22 protein-coding genes are annotated in these 21762 nt (G+C 71.0%); 8 read left to right on the top strand and 14 right to left on the bottom strand.

Going from position 1 to position 21762, the window contains the following annotated elements:
- Positions 1–23: 23 nt before the first annotated feature.
- The 5 genes from AB4Z14_RS07545 (at position 24) to AB4Z14_RS07565 (ending at position 3704) form a co-directional block, all read left to right on the top strand.
- Complete coding sequence (locus AB4Z14_RS07545; protein ID WP_442274674.1) at positions 24–314, top strand: DUF6703 family protein; 291 nt, start codon at positions 24–26, stop codon at positions 312–314.
- 63 nt (positions 315–377) lie between these two features.
- Positions 378–1379 carry a metal ABC transporter substrate-binding protein gene (locus AB4Z14_RS07550; protein WP_442274675.1) on the top strand — a complete coding sequence of 334 codons (1002 nt, stop codon included), beginning with the start codon at positions 378–380 and terminating at the stop codon, positions 1377–1379.
- Complete coding sequence (locus AB4Z14_RS07555) at positions 1376–2227, top strand: metal ABC transporter ATP-binding protein (RefSeq protein ID WP_442274676.1); 852 nt, start codon at positions 1376–1378, stop codon at positions 2225–2227. Before AB4Z14_RS07550 ends, AB4Z14_RS07555 begins: the two co-directional genes overlap by 4 nt.
- Complete coding sequence (locus tag AB4Z14_RS07560; RefSeq protein WP_442274677.1) at positions 2224–3279, top strand: metal ABC transporter permease; 1056 nt, start codon at positions 2224–2226, stop codon at positions 3277–3279. Before AB4Z14_RS07555 ends, AB4Z14_RS07560 begins: the two co-directional genes overlap by 4 nt.
- Positions 3276–3704, top strand: a complete 429-nt coding sequence (locus AB4Z14_RS07565; RefSeq protein ID WP_056780097.1) for a Fur family transcriptional regulator — start codon at positions 3276–3278, stop codon at positions 3702–3704. The genes AB4Z14_RS07560 and AB4Z14_RS07565 overlap by 4 nt, the downstream gene beginning before the upstream one ends.
- 112 nt (positions 3705–3816) lie before the next feature.
- Here the strand turns inward: AB4Z14_RS07565 and AB4Z14_RS07570 are convergent, their stop codons facing one another.
- The gene (locus AB4Z14_RS07570; RefSeq protein ID WP_442274678.1) at positions 3817–4596 is read right to left on the bottom strand and encodes an isoprenyl transferase; all 780 of its coding nucleotides are present in this window, start codon (positions 4594–4596) and stop codon (positions 3817–3819) included.
- 37 nt (positions 4597–4633) lie between these two features.
- Positions 4634–5362 carry a DNA repair protein RecO gene (recO, locus tag AB4Z14_RS07575; RefSeq protein ID WP_256792284.1) on the bottom strand — a complete coding sequence of 243 codons (729 nt, stop codon included), beginning with the start codon at positions 5360–5362 and terminating at the stop codon, positions 4634–4636.
- A 120-nt stretch (positions 5363–5482) separates the two neighbouring features.
- Here recO and AB4Z14_RS07580 point away from each other — a divergent pair, with 120 nt between their 5' ends.
- Both AB4Z14_RS07580 and AB4Z14_RS07585 read left to right on the top strand, forming a co-directional pair.
- Positions 5483–6133: an alpha-ketoglutarate-dependent dioxygenase AlkB gene (locus tag AB4Z14_RS07580; RefSeq protein ID WP_056780102.1), complete on the top strand. Its 651-nt coding sequence runs from the start codon at positions 5483–5485 to the stop codon at positions 6131–6133.
- A gap of 14 nt (positions 6134–6147) precedes the next feature.
- On the top strand, positions 6148–6966 hold the full coding sequence (locus AB4Z14_RS07585) for a maleylpyruvate isomerase family mycothiol-dependent enzyme (protein ID WP_442274679.1): 819 nt from the start codon (positions 6148–6150) through the stop codon (positions 6964–6966).
- Positions 6967–6976: 10 nt separating this feature from the next.
- On the opposite strand, the gene AB4Z14_RS07590 is transcribed toward AB4Z14_RS07585, so the two are convergent.
- The 12 genes from AB4Z14_RS07590 to AB4Z14_RS07645 form a co-directional block, all read right to left on the bottom strand.
- The gene (locus tag AB4Z14_RS07590) at positions 6977–8515 is read right to left on the bottom strand and encodes a hypothetical protein (protein ID WP_442274680.1); all 1539 of its coding nucleotides are present in this window, start codon (positions 8513–8515) and stop codon (positions 6977–6979) included.
- A 36-nt stretch (positions 8516–8551) separates the two neighbouring features.
- On the bottom strand, positions 8552–10309 hold the full coding sequence (leuA, locus tag AB4Z14_RS07595; RefSeq protein ID WP_442274681.1) for a 2-isopropylmalate synthase: 1758 nt from the start codon (positions 10307–10309) through the stop codon (positions 8552–8554).
- 107 nt (positions 10310–10416) lie between these two features.
- Positions 10417–10869, bottom strand: coding sequence for a hypothetical protein (locus tag AB4Z14_RS07600; protein WP_442274682.1), 453 nt, complete (start codon positions 10867–10869; stop codon positions 10417–10419).
- A gap of 69 nt (positions 10870–10938) precedes the next feature.
- Entirely contained in the window at positions 10939–11130 is a 192-nt protein-coding gene (locus AB4Z14_RS07605) for a hypothetical protein (RefSeq protein WP_442274683.1), read from the bottom strand.
- 40 nt (positions 11131–11170) lie between these two features.
- Positions 11171–11536, bottom strand: a complete 366-nt coding sequence (locus tag AB4Z14_RS07610) for a VOC family protein (protein WP_442274684.1) — start codon at positions 11534–11536, stop codon at positions 11171–11173.
- A 64-nt stretch (positions 11537–11600) separates the two neighbouring features.
- Positions 11601–12575 carry a GTPase Era gene (gene era, locus AB4Z14_RS07615; protein ID WP_256792291.1) on the bottom strand — a complete coding sequence of 325 codons (975 nt, stop codon included), beginning with the start codon at positions 12573–12575 and terminating at the stop codon, positions 11601–11603.
- Positions 12556–13869, bottom strand: coding sequence for a hemolysin family protein (locus AB4Z14_RS07620; RefSeq protein WP_442274685.1), 1314 nt, complete (start codon positions 13867–13869; stop codon positions 12556–12558). The genes era and AB4Z14_RS07620 overlap by 20 nt, the downstream gene beginning before the upstream one ends.
- Positions 13870–13888: 19 nt before the next feature.
- Positions 13889–14356 carry an rRNA maturation RNase YbeY gene (gene ybeY, locus AB4Z14_RS07625; protein ID WP_056824909.1) on the bottom strand — a complete coding sequence of 156 codons (468 nt, stop codon included), beginning with the start codon at positions 14354–14356 and terminating at the stop codon, positions 13889–13891.
- On the bottom strand, positions 14353–15444 hold the full coding sequence (locus AB4Z14_RS07630; RefSeq protein WP_442274877.1) for a PhoH family protein: 1092 nt from the start codon (positions 15442–15444) through the stop codon (positions 14353–14355). The genes ybeY and AB4Z14_RS07630 overlap by 4 nt, the downstream gene beginning before the upstream one ends.
- A gap of 145 nt (positions 15445–15589) precedes the next feature.
- A complete protein-coding gene (locus tag AB4Z14_RS07635) occupies positions 15590–17122 on the bottom strand; it encodes a S10 family peptidase (RefSeq protein WP_200961834.1) in 1533 nt (510 codons plus the stop codon).
- The gene (locus AB4Z14_RS07640; RefSeq protein ID WP_056780126.1) at positions 17119–17478 is read right to left on the bottom strand and encodes a histidine triad nucleotide-binding protein; all 360 of its coding nucleotides are present in this window, start codon (positions 17476–17478) and stop codon (positions 17119–17121) included. Before AB4Z14_RS07640 ends, AB4Z14_RS07635 begins: the two co-directional genes overlap by 4 nt.
- A gap of 9 nt (positions 17479–17487) precedes the next feature.
- The gene (locus AB4Z14_RS07645; protein ID WP_442274686.1) at positions 17488–18528 is read right to left on the bottom strand and encodes a LacI family DNA-binding transcriptional regulator; all 1041 of its coding nucleotides are present in this window, start codon (positions 18526–18528) and stop codon (positions 17488–17490) included.
- Between the two features lie 215 nt (positions 18529–18743).
- On the opposite strand from AB4Z14_RS07645, the gene AB4Z14_RS07650 reads away from it, so the two are divergent.
- Entirely contained in the window at positions 18744–21719 is a 2976-nt protein-coding gene (locus AB4Z14_RS07650; protein WP_442274687.1) for a glycoside hydrolase, read from the top strand.
- The last annotated feature ends 43 nt before the right edge of the window (positions 21720–21762 follow it).

The raw sequence follows: 21762 nt of genomic DNA on the forward strand, positions 1-21762 counted from the left end.
GTCGCGTCCCCTAGGCTCGTCGCGTGGCCCTGAGCTTCCGTTCCCGTCTCGAGCACGCCTCCTACCCGTGGGTGGAGCGCCTCAACGCCGTCCCGCGTCCCGTCGCGCTCGGGGGCCTCGTCGTCCTGCTGGCGGTCGGCATCCTCGCGCCACGCCCGTGGGGTGGCATCGCCTTCCTCGTCGTCGCGGCCTTCGTCGGCTGGCTGCTCTTCCTCACGTGGCATCGACTGACCCTGCCCGAGCGGCTGATGCGCACGGCGGTGCTCGTGCTCGCGGTGGCCGTCGCCGTGGTGAGGATCGTCCCGGCCGGCTGACTGCCGCACCGAACGCGAGAACGGTTTTGACAATCATTCTCACTTTGAGTGATGATTGGTGTCATGCCCCCCGCTCCCCCACGCCGCGCCCTGTCCGCGATCGTCGCCGCGACGGCACTGGCGCTCACGACGGCGGCCTGCCAGAGCGGTCCTGACACCGGATCCGGCGCCGGCCCCGCGGACGGCTCGATCGTCACGTCCTTCTACCCCATCCAGTTCGCGACGCAGCAGATCACCGGCGGCCGGCTCCCGGTGACCGTCCTTACGAAGCCCGGCGCCGAGCCGCACGACCTCGAGCTGGCGCCGCAGGACATCGGTGGCATGACGAAGGCACGCCTCGTCGTCTACGCCGACGGCTTCCAGCCGGCGGTCGACGAGGCCGTCGGGCTCGTCGACGCGGCGAAGGTGCTCGACGTCGCCGATGTCGCGAAGCTCGTACCCGCGTCGACCGACGACAGCGACCACGCCGACGAGTCCGGCACCGAGACCGAGCCGCACGACACGACCGGCGCCGGTGACGGGCACGACGGCCACGACCACGGGGCGGACGACCCCCACTTCTGGCTCGACCCGTCGCGCTACGCCGCCGTGGCCGAGGCCATCAGCGCGCGCCTGTCGCAGGACGACCCGGAGAACGCCGCGACCTACGCGAAGAACACCGCGGTCTTCGTCGAGAAGCTCTCCGAGCTCGACGACGAGATGCGGACAGGCCTGCGCCAGTGCACGGTCAAGGAGCTCGTCACGAGCCACGCCGCCTTCGGCTACCTCGCGGCGCGCTACGGCTTCCACCAGCGCGGCATCACCGGCGTCTCGCCCGAGGCCGATCCGAGCGCGGCAGCCCTCAAGGCCGTCGGTGACCTCGTGAGGTCTGCCGGGGTGACCACGATCTACCAGGAGACGCTCGTCGAGCCGCACTTCGCCCAGACGGTCGCGGAGTCGACGGGTGCGGAGGTCGCGACGCTCGACCCCATCGAGGGGATCACGAGCGCATCGGTCGGCACCGACTACTTCGAGGTCATGCGGAGCAACCTCGTGGCCCTGCGCGACGGTCAGGAGTGCTCATGAGGTCGGCACCGCTCGTCCCCCGGGATGCCGCGCCGTCGGACGCGGTCGTCACCCTGCGCGGCGCGAGCTTCGGCTACGGCGACGGCGACGGCACCGTCCTCAGCGACGTCGACCTGTCCATCCGCAAGGGTGAGATCGTGGCGATCGTCGGACCGAACGGGTCGGGCAAGTCGACGCTCATGAAGGGCGTCCTCGGCCTCAACGAAAAGGTCGCCGGCACGGTGACGCTCTTCGGCATCGACAGCACCGAGTTCCACGACCGCGCCCGCCTCGGCTACGTGCCCCAACGGCATACGCTCTCGGCGTCCGTCCGGGCCACCGCCGAGGAGATCGTCGCCACGGGGCGACTCCCCCGCATCGGCTGGCTCGGCCGGCTCCGCGCCACCGACCGGCAGATCGTGGCCCGTTCGCTCGACGTCGTCGGTCTCGCCGACCGCGCCGCGACCGAGGTGAGCACGCTTTCGGGGGGCCAGCAGCGCCGGGTCCTCATCGCCCGCGCCCTCGCCGGGCAGCCCGACGTCCTCATCATGGACGAGCCCACCGCCGGGGTCGACGCCGCGAACCAGCACGTGCTCGCCGACGTCCTCGACCGCCTCGTCGAGCGCGACGTCACCATGGTCATCGTCACGCACGAGCTCGGAGCGCTCGAGCGGCTGCTGACCCGCATCGTCGTCATCGACGGCGGACGCATCCGCTTCGACGGGACACCCCGTGCGTATGCCACTGCGCGCGACAGCGTCCACCACGACCACGACAGCCACCACCACGACCTCGAGCTCGAGGGCCACCACCCGTCGCTGGCCCACGGCCCGCTCGACGTCGACCGCACCGACAGGAGCCGACCGTGATCGACCTGCTCTCCGTCGACTTCATGCAGCGGGCGCTCATCGCCGCCCTGCTCGTGGGCACCGTTGCGCCGATGGTGGGGATCTTTCTCGTCCAGCGCCGGCTCTCGCTCATCGGCGACGGCATGGGCCACGTGGCCCTCGCCGGGGTCGCGATCGGCCTCGTGTCCGGGGCCGCGCCGGTGCTGACGGCGCTCCTGGCCGCGGTGATCGCCGCCGTCGTCATCGAGCTGCTCCGCGCCCGCGGCCGCACCAATGGTGACGTGGCCCTCGCGGTCATCTTCTACGGCGGCATCGCCGGCGGCGTCGTCATCATCAGCAAGTCTCCCAGCGGCACTCCCGCGAACCTCATGAAGTACCTCTTCGGGTCGATCCTCACGACCCAGCGCACCGACCTCTACGTCTTCGCCGGGCTCGCGCTGCTCATCTCCGTCACGACGTGGGCGCTGCGCCCGCGCCTCTTCGCGGTGGCCAACGACGAGGAGTACGCCCGCGCCGTCGGCCTGCCCGTGCTGCCGCTCAACATCGTGCTGGCCGTGCTCACCGCGACCACGGTGGTCGTCGCCATGCGCGTCGTCGGGCTCCTGCTCATCAGCGCGCTCATGATCGTGCCCAACGCCGCGAGCCAGCTCGTCGCACGGTCCTTCAGCGGCGGCGTCCGGTGGGCCATCGCCTTCGGTCTCGTCTCCTCGGTCGGCGGCGTGGCGCTCTCCTACCCGCTCGACACACCGTCCGGTGGCACCATCGTCCTGCTCGCCGTCGCGCTCTTCGTCGTCACCGCCGTCGTCACCAGCGTGCTGGCCAGGGTCGGCGGGAGGAGGCACGACGTCGCGGAGACCCACGCACACGAGCACGGCGCCGAGTGCGGTCACCCTGCGGTGACGCACGGCGACCACGTCGACTACGTCCACGACGGGCACCTGCACGCCGCCCACGAGGGCCACTACGACGAGCACGGCGTCCATCACGACCACCCCGCCCCGCCCGGCCCCGAGACGGCGGGCGCCGGCCCGGCCGGCACGACCTCCGACCCGACGACAGGATCGAGATCATGACGAGCAGCACCAACACCTCGGGCTCCGCGGCGACCTCACGCAAGCCGACCCGGCAGCAGGTGGCCGTCGCCGAGCTGCTCGAGCGCTCCGACGACTTCACCTCCGCCCAGACGGTGCACGCCCGGCTCCGCGACGCGGGAGCCGGCGTCGGGCTGGCGACGGTCTACCGGACGCTCCAGTCGATGGTCGAGGCCGGCACCGTCGACGTGCTGCGCACCGACGACGGGGAGGCCGTCTACCGGGCCTGCTCGACCCACCACCACCACCATCTCGTGTGCCGGGCCTGCGGTCGCACGGTCGAGGTGGAGGGCCCGGCCGTCGAGAAGTGGGCCGACAAGATCGCGAGCGACCACGGCTTCAGCGGCGTGACGCACACCCTGGAGATCTTCGGCACCTGCGCCGACTGCACCGCCACCGCCGACTGACCCCAGCAGCTCTCCGCACCGAACGCCGCGTTCGGTCTCGAAAGCCGTGTTCTACCGAGGTTTTCGACACCGAACGCGGCGTTCGATTCGAGAAGGCTGCGTGCCGCTGCCGTCAGGAGCTGGCTGTCGGGGTGTCGACGGCTCCGCCGTAGCGGCGGTCGCGGTCGACGTACTCCTCGATCGCGGCCCAGAGATCGCGACGGTCGTAGTCGGGCCACAGCCGGTTTTGGAAGACCATCTCGGCGTAGGCCGACTGCCACAGCAGGAAGTTGCTCGTGCGCTGCTCTCCGGAGCTGCGCACGAAGAGGTCGACGTCCGGCATCGTCGGCTCGTCGAGGTAGCGCTTGATCGTCTTCTCGTCGACCGAGCCCGGCCGGAGCCGACCGTCCTTGACGTCGTGGGCGATCCGCTGCACGGCGTCGGCGATCTCGGCACGGCCGCCGTAGTTGACGCAGAAGTAGAGGGTGAGCCCGGTGTTGTGCTGCGTCAGCTCCTGGGCGATCTCCAGCTCCTTGATGACCGAGCGCCACAGGCGCGGCGCCCGGCCCACCCAGCGCATCCGCACGCCCCACTCGTGGAGCTGGTCGCGTCGTCGACGGATGACGTCGCGGTTGAAGCCCATGAGGAAGCGCACCTCGTCGGGAGAGCGCCGCCAGTTCTCGGTCGAGAAGGCGTAGGCCGACAGGTGGGTGACGCCGATGTCGATGGCTCCGGCCACGACGTCGAGCAGCGACGCCTCCCCAGCCTCGTGGCCCTTGGTCCGCGGGAGCCCTCGCGCGTTGGCCCACCGGCCGTTGCCGTCCATGACGATCGCGACGTGCTTGGGCAGCAGGGCAGGCGCGATGACGGGCGGGGTGGCGCCGGACGGGTGCGGGAAGGGCTTGGCGTACATGGGGCTCCGGTCGGTCGGGATCGGGTTCGCTGCTGGCTCAGGCGCGCTCGACGAGGCGCAGCGACCGCAGCCCTCGCTCGATGTGCCACTGGAGGAAGGCGGAGACGAGGCCGTTGCCCTGCCGACGGCAGCGCTCGTCGCTTGCGTCGGCGACGTCCCAGTCGCCGGTCAGCAGTGACGCGAGCAGCTCGAAGGTCTCGGGGGCGGGGGCGCTCGAGCCGGGCGGACGGCATACGGAGCACACGGCGCCGCCGGCCTGCACGTTGAAGGCCCGGTGCGGGCCCGGGGCGCCGCACTTCGCGCAGTCGACGAAGCTCGGTGCCCAGCCGGCGACGGCGAGCGAGCGCAGCAGGTAGGCGTCGAGGACGAGCCCGGCGTCGTGGGTGCGCTCGGCGAGGGAGCGCAGCGCGCCGGCGAGCAGGAGGTACTGCTGCGTCTGCGGCTCGTGCTCTTCGGTGAGCTGCAGCGCCGTCTCGAGCATCGAGGTGGCGCACGTGTAGGCGATGTAGTCACGGGCGATCGCGTCGCCGTAGGGCGCCAGGGTCTCGACCTGCGTGACGGTGTCGAGGTTGCGACCCTCGTAGCACTGCACGTCGATGACCATGCCGGGCTCGAGGCGCGACCCGAAGCGCGACTTCGTGCGGCGCACTCCCTTGGCGACGGCGCGGACCCGACCCCGCGTGCGGGTCAGCATCGTGATGATGCGGTCGGCCTCGCCCAGCTTGTGGGTGCGCAGGACGATCGCCTCGTCACGGTAGAGGGGCATGGGTCCATTGTCTCCCCCGCCGAGGCGTCGGTGGCACCGCACGCGCCGGTCTCCACGAGGTCGCCGCGAAACACCGCAACGAGTCGAACACCCGTTCGACCCGTGGGCTATCGTGGGGCCATGGACCTCTCTCTCCAGGGTTCGCTCCTCGACCTCACCGACGCGATGACGCTGCGCGACGTCGGCACCGGGAAGACCCGCCACCACCTGGCCCACGGCGCGTGGGTCGACGTCCGTCCCGGCTGGCTCGCGGCCGGCGACGAGCTCTTCACGGCCCTGCTGCGTGACGTGCCGTGGCACGCCGAGCGCCGGCAGATGTACGACTCCGTCGTCGACGTCCCCCGGCTGACGAAGTTCTACGCCGGCGACGAGAGGCTGCCCCACCCGATGCTCGTCGAGGCCCGCGACGCCCTGAGCCGTCACTACGCGCCCGAGCTCGGCGAACCGTTCGTCACGGCCGGCCTGTGCCTCTACCGCGACGGTCGCGACAGCGTCGCCTGGCACGGCGACCGCATCGGGCGCTCGCGCGACAGCGACACGATGATCGCGATCCTGTCGCTCGGTTCCGCACGCACACTCGCCCTCCGCCCTCGTGACGGCGGACCGATCCCCGGCTCGACGACAAAGAGCTTGCGCTATCCCCTGGGACATGGTGACCTCGTCGTGATGGGCGGCTCGTGCCAGCGGACATGGGACCACTCGGTGCCGAAGACGTCCGAGCCGATGGGGCCGCGCATCTCGGTGCAGTTCCGTGTAGCCGGTGTTCGCTGACAGGAGACCCACGTATGCCGTCCAGCCGCTCAGGTGGCCCCCTTCCCTTCCTCGACCACCTCGCGGCCGACTCGGCCCGCTTCCGGACCGTGCTCGCGACGGCCCCAGCGGACGCCCGCGTGCCGACGTGTCCCGACTGGGACGCCGACGACCTGCTGTGGCACCTCGGCGAGGTGCAGTGGTTCTGGGGCGAGATCGCCGAGCGCAGGCTCACCGATCCGGCCGACCTCGACGCGATGAACGCGAGCCGCGAGGAGCGTCCGGGCGACCGCGGCGGGCTGCTCGCCTTCTTCGACCGCTCGAGCGAGCGGCTTCAGCGGGTGCTCGGCGAGCTGGCGCCCGAGACGCCGCTGTGGATGTGGTACGACGAGGACCAGACCGCCGGCTACATCCGCCGTCGCCAGGCCCACGAGGCGATGGTGCACCGCGTCGACGCCGAGGTCACGGTGGGTGAGCGGACCCCGCTCGACTGTCGGCTGGCCGCCGACGGCATCGACGAGGCCCTGCGGATCATGCGCGGCCACGAGCCCGAGCCGGACCTGACGCACGTACCGGTCTCGGCGCCGGTGACGATCGCGACGGTCGATGCCATGCACGCGTGGACGGTCACTCCCGTGCGCATCACCGGCACGTGGAACGGCGACGAGATCGACGTGCAGCGCTTCCTCGTCAGCGACGGACCGGACGACGCCGCGGCGGCCGAGATCAGCGGGTCCGCAGCCGACATCGACTGCTGGCTCTGGAACCGTCCGGTGGAGGGCGAGATCACGCGCGACGGCGACGCGGCAGCGCTGGCCGCGGTCGATGCTGTGCTCACCGACTCGATCGACTGACCCGGACGGCTCAGTCGGTGCGGCGCCCGAGGCGACCTGCTCGCCTCGGGCGAGGGAGCCACGCGTGGACCATCGCGGCCAGGACGACGACGAGAGGGACGAACGCGAAGAGGTAGCGCGAGCGTCCCTGGAGCACGAGCGTGAAGGCCGCGATGCCGAGCACCGAGCCAGCGACGAGCAGCGTCTCCCGCCGGTAAGGCGCGCGCAGCAGCCCGACGCCGGCCACGAGCAGCACGGCCAGCCACACTGCCTGGGTCACGTCGGCGCGCAGCTGGTAGCCCGACCCGTGGAAGCCGTTGAGGTCGTGGACGATCCCGGTCACGCCTGTCGCCGGCGCGAGCGTGCCGGGCAGCGAGTCGGGGCCCTCGCCCCACGCCCAGAACATCCCGTCGCCCCAGTTCCAGGCCGCCTTGCTGCCGTAGAAGGCGAGCGTGCCACCGAGACCTCGCTCAGCCCACCGGTCTGCGAGGACGTCCACTGCATACGTCTTCATCTCGCCCTGGCTGCGGCCGGTCACCGCGTCGACCATCTCCCGTGAGTACGCGCCGTAGCTGACCACGCCGGTGGGCGAGCGCTGCTCGTCGGAACCGAGCGCGACCCACCAGAGGATCGGGGGTGAGACCGCGGTGTCGATGCGCGCGGAGTCGACCCCGGAGGCCGCGGAGGCCGCGGCGCCGAGGCCCACGCCGAGGACGACGAACGCGAGGGCGGAGGCCGCGCAGGCGGCGATGACGCCCGCGCGCCGGGCCGGGAGGAGGTCGTGGTCGAAGATCGCCACGACGGCCGTCAGGACCGCCGCGATGGCGATGACGACCGGGGTGGTCTTGATGGAGTAGGCCACCGTGACCGACACGATCGCGAGCAGCCACAGGACGACTCGTCCCGTGCGCGGCCGCGGGGTCATGGCCCGGACGGCCAGGGCCACTCCCCCGACGACGAACGGCATCGCGTAGAAGTCGGTGTAGGGCACCGCCAGCCACGGGCTCGTGCCGACGAGGACGAGCGTCGCGAGCTGGGCGCCGAGGGAAGGACCGCGACCCGCCACGCGCCCGACGAGGTCGTGGACGGCATACAGCGTCAGGCCCACGCAGATCCCGTTGAGCGGGATGAGGACTGCGTCGGGTGCGAGCGAGAACGCCTGTCCCACAGCGACGCCCATTTTGTCGATGGCGAGCAGCGGCAGGTTGTTGGGGTAGAGGGAGAGGTAGTCGTACTCGCCCTGGCTGAGCGGTCTCCCTGCTTGGAGGCCGCGCGCCATGTCCATGACGATCCGCGCGTCCCAGCCGTAGCGGTAGCGCGTCATGAGACCGACGAGCGTCGCGACGACGCCTCCGCCGACCGCGATCGCCACCGGCACCCAGCGCCGCTTCGCCCACCCGGGGACGCGGACGACCGCGGCGAACAGCACCAGCCCGAGGGTGACGGGCACGACCACCTGCCAGCGGTGCTCGACGTTGACCGGTCGGGGCGCGACGAGTCCCACGACCGCGACCGTGACGAGCGAGACCCCGGCCAGTCGAAGCAGCGCTCGACCGACCGGGGACTCCATGGCGCCAGACGCTACCCCACGCGGGTGGTCGTCAGATCAGGCGTCCGACGAGGGGCTCGGAACGGCGTCGCGGTGGGCGCGGTTGACCGCCGAGACGATCGCCTTGATGGACGCCGTGACGATCGACGGGTCGACCCCGACACCCCAGAGCACGCGGTCGCCGACGGCGCACTCGACGTAGGCCGCGGCGCGGGCGTCGCCACCCGCGGAGAGGGCGTGCTCGGCGTAGTCGAGGACCCGGACGTCCGGGGTGCCCTCGACGGTCGAGAGCGCATCGACGAAGGCCGCGATGGGACCGTTGCCCGTGCCGGTGACGGTCAAGGACTCGCCACCGTCGCGGACGGTCGCCTCGATCGTGCTCGCCCCGTCGACGGTCGAGTCGGTGACGACGTTGACGAGCTCGAAGCGGCCCCAGGCCCGGCTCGGGTCGGGGAGGTACTCGTCCTGGAACTTGGCCCACAGGTCGGCTGGAGCGACCTCGCCGCCGTCCTGGTCGACACCGCGCTGGACGACACCGGAGAACTCGATCTGCAGCCGACGCGGCAGGTCCATCTGGTGCTCGGTCTTCATGATGTACGCGACGCCGCCCTTGCCGGACTGGCTGTTGACGCGGACGACGGCCTCGTAGGAGCGGCCGAGGTCGTGCGGGTCGATGGGGAGGTAGGGGACGCCCCAGACGAGGTCGTCGATCCCCGTGCCCTTCGCCTCGGCCTCGGACGCCATGGCCTCGAAGCCCTTCTTGATGGCGTCCTGGTGCGATCCGGAGAAGGCCGTGAAGACGAGGTCGCCGCCGTAGGGGTGGCGCTCGCCCACGGGCAGCTGGTTGCAGTACTCGACGGTGCGGCGCACCTCGTCGATGTCGCTGAAGTCGATCTGCGGATCGACGCCCTGGCTGAAGAGGTTCATCCCGAGGGTGACGAGGCAGACGTTGCCGGTGCGCTCACCGTTGCCGAACAGGCAGCCCTCGATGCGGTCGGCGCCGGCGAGGTAGCCGAGCTCGGCCGCGGCCACGCCGGTGCCGCGGTCGTTGTGGGGGTGCAGGCTCACGACGATCGACTCTCGCCGCTCGAGGTGGCGGACCATCCACTCGATCGAGTCGGCGTAGACGTTGGGCGTCGCCATCTCGACGGTCGCCGGCAGGTTGACGATGATCTTGTGGTCGGGCGTCGGGTCGATGACGTCGACGACGGCGTTGCAGATCCGCATCGCGAAGTCGAGCTCGGTGCCGGTGTAGGACTCCGGCGAGTACTCGTAGTAGATCGTCGTGTCGGGGATCGTCTCCTCGAGCTTCTTGCACAGGCGCGCGGCCTGAACGGCGATGTCGATGATGCCGTCCTGGTCGAGGCCGAAGACGACCTTGCGCTGCAGCGCCGACGTCGAGTTGTAGAAGTGGACGATGGCCTGCTTGCTGCCCCGGATCGCATCGTAGGTGCGCTCGATGAGGTGGTCGCGACACTGCGTCAGCACCTGGATCGTCACGTCATCGGGGATGTGTCCGCCCTCGATGAGCTCACGGCAGAAGTCGAAGTCGGTCTGGCTCGCCGACGGGAAGCCGACCTCGATCTCCTTGTAACCCATCTTCACGAGCAGCTGGAACATCCGGAGCTTCCGCTCGGAGTTCATCGGGTCGATGAGCGCCTGGTTGCCGTCGCGCAGGTCGACGGCGCACCAGCGCGGGGCCGCCGCGATGCGTTTCGTCGGCCACGTGCGGTCCGGGAGCTCGAACGGGATCTGCTCGTGGAAGGGGACGTACTTCTGGAACGGCATTCCCGACGTCTGCTGGGGGTGGATCATCGCGTCACTCTCTCGTCTGCGTTTCGCTCGGTGTCCGGCCGGACACGGGAAACTCCGCGACGAGGAGGGCCGGGGTCAGGCCTCGTCGCGGCAGAGAAGAAGGAGGCTCACCGCTCGCACCCGTTCACCGTATGCCGGTCGCTCCGCTCGCGTCCACCCCTCGGGACCGCTGCCCGGATCCTGAGACGTTCGCGCGGGGTCCTGGACGTCAGGAGTGCTGCCCCCCTCGGGGAAAGCGCCACGGCGTCCTCGACGGACGTGAGCGGCACCGGGGTCGCGGCGAGCTCGGCGACGTGCGCCCGGTGGGCGTCGGGCGGGCTGCCCCAGAACCACGAGACGAAGGCGAAGGTCGTGCCGTCTGCTGACAGCTGGACCGTCGCGACGTCGGGCACGTGGGCGGCGAACTCCGACCTGGCCGGTTCGGCGTAGCCGGCGAGGAGCCGCTCCGTGACCCTCGGCGGGAACTCCGTCGCGCAGCGCCCGAGGGTGCGCCAGCCGAGCCGCTCGAGGGCGCCGACGACCTCGGGATAGGGCGAGACGAGGTCAGCCCGGTCTGTCACGTCCACGTACTCGTAGCGCACGGAACTCCCTGTCGACGCGGAGGGCAGTCGCCGTCTGAGGCGAAGACGTCAGGGCGCGGACCGCGGACCGCCAGGCAGATCGGCGGAGGCCGTCGGCTCGTCGGATCCGGGCACGGCCGGAGACTCCGCCGCCTGGGAGTCCTCGCGGGCGTCGGCGATCTGCTCCTCCGGACGCGGCGGCACCGTCTGGTCCTCCTCGAGGACCTCGAGCTCGTGGTCGTGCGCTGGCTGCTCGGACATGTCTGCCTCCTTGCCCGGAGTGTAGGGCGAGGCGCTGACCTCAGGCGCGCTGGCAGACCATGAGCGCGTTGCCGTCAGGGTCCTCGAACTGCACGAAGACGACGCTGCCGATGTCCTCGACGTCCGAGGTGATCCTCACGCCGAGCGCCCGCAGGTGCTCGACCGTCGCCGTCATGTCGTCGGTCCAGAGGAAGAACCGCGGTGGCCCGGACGCCACGAAGTCCTGGCGGTTGGCGTCGAGCGCCTGCCGGGTCTGCCCGTCCGTCGGGATGTCGTAGATCGTGGCGTCGTGGGAGGCCACGTCGGTCTCGAAACCGAGCACGGCGGCATACCACCGGATGGCAGCGGCCATGTCGCGGACCGGGACGAAGACCTGACCGACGCGGCGAAGGATGGGGCTGCTCATCGCGGCAGGCTGGAGGACCCGGCCACGAACGAGAAGCCCGTTGCGTTGCAGTGCCCGTCGCAGGTCAGAAGCCGAGGCGCTGGAGCTGCTTGGGGTCGCGTTGCCAGTCCTTGGCCACCTTGACGTGGAGGTCGAGGTAGACCTTCTGCCCGAGGAGCGCCTCGATACCCTTGCGGGCGTTCGTGCCGACCTCGCGCAGCCGGGAGCCGCCGCGTCCGATGACGATGGCCTTCTGGCTGGGGCGCTCGACGAAGACGTTGACGCGCACGTCGAGCAGCGGCTTGTCGTCGGGCCGCCCCTCGCGCTGCACCATCTCCTCGACGACGACGGCGAGCGAGTGCGGCAGCTCGTCGCGCACGCCCTCGAGCGCCGCCTCGCGCACGAGCTCGGCGATCATGACCATCTCGGGCTCGTCGGTGAGCATCCCGTCGGGGTAGAGCTGCGGCGAGCGCGGCAGGAAGGACGCGAGGACGTCGCGCACCTCCTCGACCTGGCTCCCGGAGACGGCCGAGCACGGGATGATCGCGTCCCACTCCCCCAGCTGGTCGATGGCGATGAGGTGCTCCGCGAGCCGCTCGCGGTCGACGGCGTCGGCCTTCGTGGCGATGGCGACGACCGGACGGCGCCGGACCGAACGCAGCTCGGCGAGCTCGTGGGCGATGAAGGTGTCGCCGGGGCCGATGCGCTGGTCGGCCGGCAGGCAGAAGCCGATGACGTCGACCTCGAGCAGGGTCTCGCGGACGAGGTCGTTGAGGCGCTGGCCGAGGAGGGTCCGCGGCTTGTGGAGACCCGGGGTGTCGACGAGGATCAGCTGGGCCGTCGCGGTCGTCGTGACGCCCCGGATCGTGTGCCGGGTCGTCTGGGGTTTCGAGCTCGTGATCGCGACCTTCTGGCCCACGAGCGCGTTGGTCAGCGTCGACTTGCCCGCGTTGGGCCGCCCCACGAGGCAGGCGAAGCCCGCCCGGTAGTCGGCCGATCTGTCGGTCGTCCCCGAGGCCGAGGTGTCGCCGTGCGTCGGGTCAGCGTCCTGGGTGCCCATGGGCGTCCTCCGTCTCGGTGTACGCCGCGTCGTCCTCCGGCACCGAGGCCCGGTGCACGATGACCGACGCGACGCGGTGGCGGCGTCCGGCCATGCGTTCGGCCGTCAGCTCCAGCCCAGCGACCGTACCGGACGACCCGACGATCGGGACCCGGCCGATCACCTTGGTGAGGAGTCCGCCGACGGTGTCGACGTCCTCCTCGTCGATGGTGACGTCGAAGAGCTCGGCGAGGTCGTCGATGTCCATCGAGGCCGGCACCCGCAGGGTGCCGTCCTCGAGCTGCTCGATGCCGGGCGCCTCACGGTCGTGCTCGTCGGCGATCTCGCCGACGATCTCCTCGATGATGTCCTCGATCGTGATGAGACCGGCGGTGCCGCCGTACTCGTCGACGACGATGGCGAAGTGGTTCTGGTCGCGCTGCATCTCGCGCAGCAGGTCGTCGACGGGCTTGCTCTCGGGCACGAAGTGCATGGGCCGCATGACCTCGGTGGCGGGGTGGCGGCCGTCCTCGGGGGCGGCGTTGAGCCGGCGGGCGACGTCCTTGAAGTAGAGCAGACCACGGACGTCGTCGCTGTCCTCGCCGACGACCGGGATCCGGGAGAAGCCCGAACGGAGGAAGAGCGACATCGCGCTGCGCAGCGTCTTGTCCGCGTCGAGGACGACCATGTCGGTGCGCGGCACCATCACCGCGCGGGCGAGGGTGTCGCCGAGCTCGAAGACCGAGTGGATCATCTCGCGCTCGTCGGCCTCGATGACGTCGGAGTCACCGGCCATGTCGACGAGGTCGCGCAGCTCGGACTCGGTCTGGAAGGGGCCGTCGGTGTAGCCCTTGCCGGGCGTGACCGCGTTGCCGAGGACGACGAGGAGCTTGGCCACCGGCCCGAGCACGCGGCGCAGGCCGACGGCGAAGGGGGCGCTCCACAGCGCGACGGTGTCGTAGTTCTGCCGTCCGAGGGTGCGCGGCGAGACGCCGACGACGACGAACGACACGACGGCCATGATCGTGATGCTGATGAGGGCGCGGCTCCACGTCGACTCGAACCGCCCGGCGACGGCCAGGGTGACGAGCACCGCCGCGGTGGCCTCGGCGACGACGCGCAGGAACGCGATGACCGAGAGGTATGCCGGTGAGTCGCCGACCACGGTCATCAGCGACTTGGCGCCCGACCGACCTTCGTCGAACAGCTCCTGGGCGCGCACGCGGGACATGCGGAAGATGGCGGCCTCGGCGGCCGACAGCAGGAACGCCACGACGATGCTGATGAGGGCCGGGAGCGCGAACTGCGGGAACATCTCGGTCTCTCGTCCGCGGTCAGGCGCTCGGGCGGTTGCGCGTGGCGAGGAAGGTGAGCAGCAGCTGACGTTGCAGCTCGAACATCTCGCGTTCCTCGTCCGGCTCGGCGTGGTCGTAGCCGAGCAGGTGGAGGATGCCGTGCGTCGTGAGCAGCAGCATCTCCTCCATCGGCGCGTGACCGGCATCGAGCGCCTGCTTCGTCGCCACGGACGGGCAGAGCACGATGTCGCCGAGGGTGCCCTCCTCGGGCTCCTGGCCCTCGCGACCCGGTCGCAGCTCGTCCATCGGGAAGCTCATGACGTCGGTGGGCCCGGGCAGGTCCATCCACTGCACGTGGAGGACCTCCATGGCGTCCTCGTCGACGAGCTTGATGCAGAGGTCGGCCTGCGCGTGGACCCGCATCTGCTCCATGACGTAGGCGGCGCAGGCCAGCAGCTCGAGCTCGTCGACGTCGTGGTCGGTCTCGTTGAGGACGTCGATGCTCACGCGCCGGCCTCCGTGGCGTCACGGCGTCCGCCGTGGCCGTCGCGGTCGTCGCGGTGGTCGCGCCCGTGGTCGTCGCGGCCGGCTCCCCGGTCCGGGGAACGGTCGGAGGTCCGCCGCGACCCGCGGTGGTCACGGTGGTCGGCCGATGCGGCCCGGGACCGGGCCCGACGCTCGGCACGCACCTCGTCGCGCTCGTAGGCGTCGACGATGGCGCTGACGAGGCGGTGGCGCACGACGTCGTGGGAGGTCAGCTCGGCGAAGTGGACGTCCTCGACGCCCTCGAGGATGTCGCGCACGACGCGCAGGCCCGAGCGGGTGCCACCGGGGAGGTCGACCTGGGTGATGTCGCCCGTCACGACCATCTTCGAGCCGAAGCCGAGACGCGTGAGGAACATCTTCATCTGCTCGCTCGAGGTGTTCTGGGCCTCGTCGAGGATGATGAACGCGTCGTTGAGCGTGCGACCGCGCATGTACGCGAGCGGGGCCACCTCGATCGTGCCGGACGCCATGAGCCGCGGGATCGTCTCGGGCGAGACCATGTCGTGCAGCGCGTCGTAGAGCGGGCGCAGGTAGGGGTCGATCTTGTCGTTGAGCGTGCCCGGCAGGAAGCCGAGACGCTCGCCGGCCTCGACGGCGGGGCGGGTCAGGATGATGCGGTTGACCTGCTTGGCCTGCAGCGCCGCGACCGCCTTGGCCATCGCGAGGTAGGTCTTGCCGGTGCCGGCGGGGCCGATGCCGAAGACGACGGTGTGCTCGTCGATCGCGTCGACGTAGCGCTTCTGGTTCAGCGTCTTCGGACGGATCGTGCGACCGCGGCTGCTGACGATGTTCATCGTCAGCACGTCGGCCGGGCGCTCGGCCGTCTGCCCGCGCAGCATCGAGATCGAACGCTCGACGGCGTCGCGGTTGAGCGGCTGGCCGGTCGAGACGATCGTCAGCAGCTCGTCGACGAGGGTGTCGATGATCTCGAGCTCACCGGCGGGTCCCGCGAAGGTCATCTCGTTGCCGCGCACGTGGGTGTCGACGAGCGGGAACTGGCGCTCCATGGTGCGCAGCAGCTCGTCGCGGGGACCGAGGAGAGTCACCATCTCGATCGGCGGCGGGATCTGGCGGGTCAGCACCGGCGTGTCACTGCCGCTCTCGGCTCCCACGGGGAGGTGCGTGCCGTCAGGGGCGTCAGGGCCGTCGCTGTCGGATGGTCGAGGTTGCGCGTCATTCATCGTGGTCACGAGTCTACGTGTCGCGGCCCGAGCTCCTCACCACGAATTCCGCGAGGTCCTTGCTCTGCTGCACGCGTGACGGCTCGTGGACGTACATCATGTGGCCGGCCTCGTAGTAGGCGTGCTCGACGTTCGCGAGCCGGTCGGCAGGAAGCTGCAGGTGGGCCACGACGTCCTCCGCTGCGAAGTGCGGCGTGGCGCCGTCGTAGTAGCCGTAGGCGATGTGGACCTTGAGGTGCGGGTTCTGGCGCATCGCGCGCTCGAGCTTCGGGGACACGTCGATGGGCCGCCCCTCGAAGTCCTTGAACGACCACGGGTGCACGAGGCGCGAGATCTGCTCGTAGTGCAGGTCGCTGACGTAGCCGAGCTCGTCGCGGACGTAGTGGTTCCAGGCCGCGGCGTAGGGGCCGGCGATGGCGTCGTGAGACGGGTCGGCGTCCATGTTCTCGGCGATCGCGGCGGCGGCCGGTCCCGTGAACCGGGCGTCGAGCCGACCCACGGAGAGGCGCTCGTCGCGCAGCAGCTCGGTGAAGTAGCGCCAGTGCTCAATGCGCAGGTCGGCGCGGTCGACGTAGTCTTCGGTCAGCCCCGAGAGCCGGGCCAGGGTCGAGACCGCCTCGGCGCGCTCGGCCTTCGTCAGCCGATGGCCACGAGAGAGCACCCACGGGTAGTCGCGGGCGGCATACGCCTCGGCCTCGTCGAGGACGGACCGCAGCGAGCGGCGGCCGTGCTTGCCGTGGAAGTGGGCCACGGCGGCATACGTCGGCAGGTAGAGCGCGTGCGCGCGGTCGTTGCGCTGGTTCTCGAAGTCGACCGAGCTGAGGTCGAGGACGCTGCTGATGAGGACGAGCCCGTTGAGGTACATGCCGTAGCGGGACTGGAGGTGCTCGGCGAGCGCCGCGCCGCGGAGGGTGCCGTAGGACTCCCCCGCGACGAACTTGGGCGACATCCAGCGGCCGTTGCGCGAGGTCCAGAGCCGGATCAGCTCGCCGACGGACTCGATGTCCTTCTGGTAGCCGTGGTAGTCCCCCGGCTTGCCGCCCTCGACCGCGCGTGAGTAGCCGGTCGACATGGGGTCGATGAAGACGAGGTCGCTGACCGCGAGGAGCGACTCGGGGTTGTCGACGAGGTCGTACGGGGGCGGCTGGAGGGCGCCCACGTCGCCGCTGACGACGCGGCGCGGACCGAGCAGGCCGAGGTGCAGCCAGACGCTCGAGCTGCCGGGACCACCGTTGAAGGCGAAGGTGACCGGACGCGTGCGCGCATCGGCGTCGTCGAGGACGTAGCTCGTCATCGACAGCTCCGCGCGCGCCTTGTGGCCGCCGAAGGTGCCGTCCTTGTGCTCCTCCTCGCGGAGCACGACCCGCCCTGTCGTCGCGGTGTAGCGCAGCCGGCGCCGGCCGATCTTGAGGGTGTGGTGGGTCGTCACGAGGTCGTCGACGGGGTCGACGGGCTTCGCCTCGGCGGCATCGGTCTTCGGTTTCTCGGCCGCCGATCCCGTTGTCGCGTCGGGCTTCTCGTCGATGGTGGAGGTCTCGTCGCTCACACCATCCTCCCCTCGGTGAAGGCCGCGCCGGCGAGCAGGTGGACGTGTGCGTGGAAGACGGTCTGGCCGGCGCCGCTGCCGGTGTTGACGATCATCCGGTGGGCGTCGGTCACGCCCTCCTGCTCCGCGACGCGGGCCGCGAGCCGGAAGACGTCGGTGAGGTCGTCACCGGACGCCGCCGCCAGGGCACCCACCGTCGGCTCGTGGCGCCTCGGCACGACGAGGACGTGGATCGGCGCGGCGGGGCTGATGTCGCGGAAGGCGATCGACCGCTCGCTCTCGGCGACCCGGTCGGACGGGATCTCACCGGCGACGATCTTGCAGAAGAGGCAGTCACTGGGGGTCTGCGAGGTCATGACTGCACCCTAGGCACGACGTGGTCGGCGCGCACCCGTGCGGCTCGGCGCGGCGCTGCTCGCCCGCACGACGAGCTGCGTCGGCACGAGGGTCGTGCCGGTGGTCGGCCCCGTGCCCCGCACCTGGCCGAGCACCTGCTCGACGCAGAGCCGGCCGATCTGCTCGAAGTCCTGGCGCACTGTGGTGAGCGGGGGGATGTAAGACGCCGCCTCGGGCACGTCGTCGAACCCGACGACGCTCACCTGCTCAGGGACCCGCAGGCCGCGGTCGTGGAAGGCTCGGAGGAGCCCGAGTGCCATCTGGTCATTGGCGGCGAAAACCGCTGTGCAGGAGGGCTCGTCGGCCAGCCGAAGACCGATCTCGTAGCCGGACTCGGGCGTCCAGTCACCGTGCAGCACCCGAGGCACCTCGAGCCCCCTGGCCACGAGCCGCGCCCGCCAGGCATCGCGACGCCGCTGGGCGGCATACGAGCTCTCGGGGCCGGCCACGTGCCACACGGTGCGGTGCCCCAGGTCGAGCAGGTGGTCGGTCGCCGAGGCGGCGCCCGCCGCCTGGTCGGTGTCGACGACGGGGTGACGGTCGCCGGCGTCGTCGGAGTCGGCGACGACGACCTTGAAACCGGGCGGGTAGGGCGCGGGGGCGTCGCTCGCGAGGTGGGTCTCCATGATGGCGACCACGGCATCGACGGCGAGCTCACCGGCCCGCGTGAAGGCTCCGCGGACGGCGTCCTGGGAGGGGGCGTTGACCGGGATGAGGGTCACCGCGTAGTCGTGGACGGCGGCCGCCGCGACGATGCCCTCCAGCGTGCGCACGTTTCCGGTCGTCGACAGGGTGAACGTCATGACCCCGATGGCGCGGAACGCTCCACGCTTGAGGGCTCGCGCCGCACTGTTGGGACGGTAGCCGAGCTCCTCCATGGCGCGGAGCACCGTCTGGCGCGTGCTATCGACGACGCTCGTCTCGCCGTTCGCCACGCGGGACACCGTCTGCGACGAGACGTTGGCGAGGCGCGCCACGTCGGCCATCGACACCGCTCGTCGCTCCCCCACCGTTCCTCCTGCTCGTCCCATTCGTCCTGCTCGCGCATGCCGTCCGCTTCCGACGCCATCCTGCCAGCCGCCGCGAGACGCCCCCTTGACACCCGTCCAGCCCGGCTGGGACCGTGTCGGCGGCCGATGTTTGCGCAAACATACGCCCATTCCGGGCGTTGGGTGCGCATTCACCCCGGACCGCCACCGCCGTCGCTCCAGGAAGGCACCAACCCATGAGACCCCGTCCCACCCGCGTCGCCTCGGGCGCGCTGGCGACCGTCACGGTCGCCGTCGGCTCGCTGCTCGCCGGTTCCGTCGCCGTTGCGGCGCCCGCACCGGCCGCTGCTCCCACGACCTCCGCCACGGCCGCCTCCCCCAGCGGCGACGGTGTCCCCGTCGTGCGCCTCACGCCCGACCCGTCCTACCAGCAGCCCGCCTTCGAGGGCTGGGGCACGAGCCTCGTGTGGTTCGCCAACGCGACAGGCGACTACCCCGACGCCGTCCGCAACAAGCTCGCCGACCTCGTCTTCGGCAAGGACGGGCTGGCGCTCAACATCGCGCGCTACAACATCGGCGGCGGCAACGCGCCGGACGTCGAGGACTACCTGCGTCCCGGCGGCGCCGTGCAGGGCTGGTGGAAGGCACCGGAGGGCACGACGCGGACCGACGTCGACTGGTGGTCGCCGGACGACGCGGCCGACTGGAACTGGGATGCCGACCAGACCCAGCGCTGGTGGGTCGACCGCATCAAGGGCGGCATCACGAAGTGGGAGACCTTCAGCAACTCCCCGCCATGGTTCATGACCGAGAGCGGCTACGCCTCGGGGAACTACAACGCCGGCCAGGACCAGCTCAAGCGCACGAGCATCGGCGACTTCACGGCATACCTCGTCAAGGTGACCGAGCACCTGGAGGCGGCGCACGGCATCAAGGTCGACACCATCGACCCCTTCAACGAGCCGAACACGAGCTACTGGGGCACCCAGCTCGGCGCGGACGGCCGGCCCACCGGCGGCCGCCAGGAGGGCGCCCACATCGGACCACAGCTGCAGCAGGACGTCGTGCGCTCGCTCGACCAGCGCCTCGCGGGCTCAGGGACCGACGCGAAGATCGCGGCGATGGACGAGACCAACCCCGGGACCTTCGTCACCAACTGGATGAGCTACCCGGCCGACGTCAAGGCCGCCGTGTCGCGGATGAACGTCCACACCTACGGCACCGCCCAGCGGACGGCCGTGCGTGACCTCAGCAAGTCCGACGACAAGCCTCTGTGGATGTCCGAGGTCGAGGGCAGCTGGGGCAACGGCCAGAGCTTCACCTCCATGGAGCCCGGTATCGGCATGGCGCAGCGGATGACCGACGACCTGCGCGAGCTCGAGCCGTCGGCGTGGGTCTTCTGGCAGCCCGTCGAGGACTACGACAACATGAAGCCCGGCGGGGAGAGCGCGGCGGGCGCCAACTGGGGCAGCATCCAGATGCGCTTCGACTGCACGGCCAAGGACACGCTGGCCACCTGCCCCATCTTCACGAACCAGAAGTTCAACACCGTGCGCAACTTCACGCACTACATCCGTCCCGGCGACCACGTCGTCAAGGTCGACGACACGAGCACGATCGCCGCGATCCGCCCGGACGCGCGCACCGCGACCCTCGTGCACACGAACGGCTCGACGACAGCGCAGGACCTCGCGATCGACCTCTCGAAGTTCGGCAAGATCGGCCCCAAGGCCAGCGTGACCGCCGTCGTCACCGACGCCGACGGCGCACTCCGGTCGCAGACCCCGGTGGCGGTCGACGGCACCTCGGCCACGGTGCGAGTGCCGGCCCAGTCCGTCACGACCCTCGTCGTCTCCGACGTCCGTGGCGTCGCCACGGACGCGCCGACCTTCCAGGAGGGCCACGCGTACCGCTTCGTCGGCGTCCAGAGCGGGCGCTCCCTCGACGCCGAGCAGACCGGTATCGCGATCCGCACGACGGACACCGCGAGCGCCGACCAGCTCTGGACCGCGACGAAGCTCACGGGCGGCGACACGAACCGTGAGCGCTACCAGCTGCGAGCACTCGACGGTCGTCAGGTCGCCCTGCGATCCGGCGCTCTCGTCCTCGAGGCGGCACAGACCACGCCGGACGCATCGGCACAGTGGTACCTCTCGACCACGGGCGACGGCATGTGGACGATCTCGAGCGCGACCGGTCCCGGCAACGTCGAGGTGGGCGGACAGGCCACGGCCGACGGCTCGTCCGTGGGGGTCTGGCAGCCGAACGCCGCCGCGAACCAGCGGTGGCGACTCGTCGACGAGACCGTGCGCGGCGTCGCCGACGTCGCGGTCTTCACGATGCCCGGAGTTGCTCCGACCCTTCCCACGGCGGTGGCGCCCGACCGCGTCGGCGCCGCGACGGCCGCCCTGCCCGTGACGTGGCGCCCCGTGCCCGCGGTGCGGTGGGCCCGCCCGGGCCAGGTCTTCGTCTTCGGCACCGCCACCGACCCCGCCACCGGGCGGGAGTACGCGGCACGGGCCGTCGTCACCGTTGACGCCATCTCGTCGACCACGCCGGCCGCGGCACGCACGTACGTCGGCGGCACGCCGGACCTGCCGGCAACCGTCACGGCGACGTCGGACCGCTACGACGTGACGGTCACCCTGCCGGTGGCGTGGGACACGACCGGCGCGGCGTACGACTCGGTCGGCACGGTCACGCTGCCCGGCCGAGCCACCCTGCCCGACGGGTCCACCGCACCGGCCACGGCGGTCGTCACGGTGACCGAGCCGGTCGAGGCCAATGCGGCCCTCGCCCCCGGCACGACGGCCTCGGCCACCTTCACGGAGCCGGGCTACTCCGTGCAGGGCATCGTCAACGGCGTGCTGACCGACAAGGCCTGGTCGAACTGGCGCTCGGGCACCCAGCGTCCCGGCGACACCCTGACGGTCACACTGCCCGGCGCTCGGGACGTCACCCGGGTGACGACCCGCTTCTACCAGGACGGCGGGAACGTCAGCTACGCCCGGACGCTCCACGTCGAGGCGCTCGTGGGCAGCACCTGGACCCCCGTGTCGAGCGAGGTGACGGTGGCTGCGAGCGGACCAGCCGCACCGGTGGTGACGGTGCCGATCACCCCCACACGTACCTCGGCAGTGCGGGTCGTCATGACGGCGGCGAGCTACATGACCGTCAGCGAGGTCGAGGTCCTGGCCAAGGCGGCCGGCTGACCCGACCGGTCGCTCGAACCGCAGGTCCACGGCAGCCCCCGGG

It is taken from the genome of Terrabacter sp. 2TAF16 (assembly GCF_052115065.1).
In the GTDB taxonomy this organism is placed as follows: Bacteria; Actinomycetota; Actinomycetes; order Actinomycetales; family Dermatophilaceae; genus Terrabacter.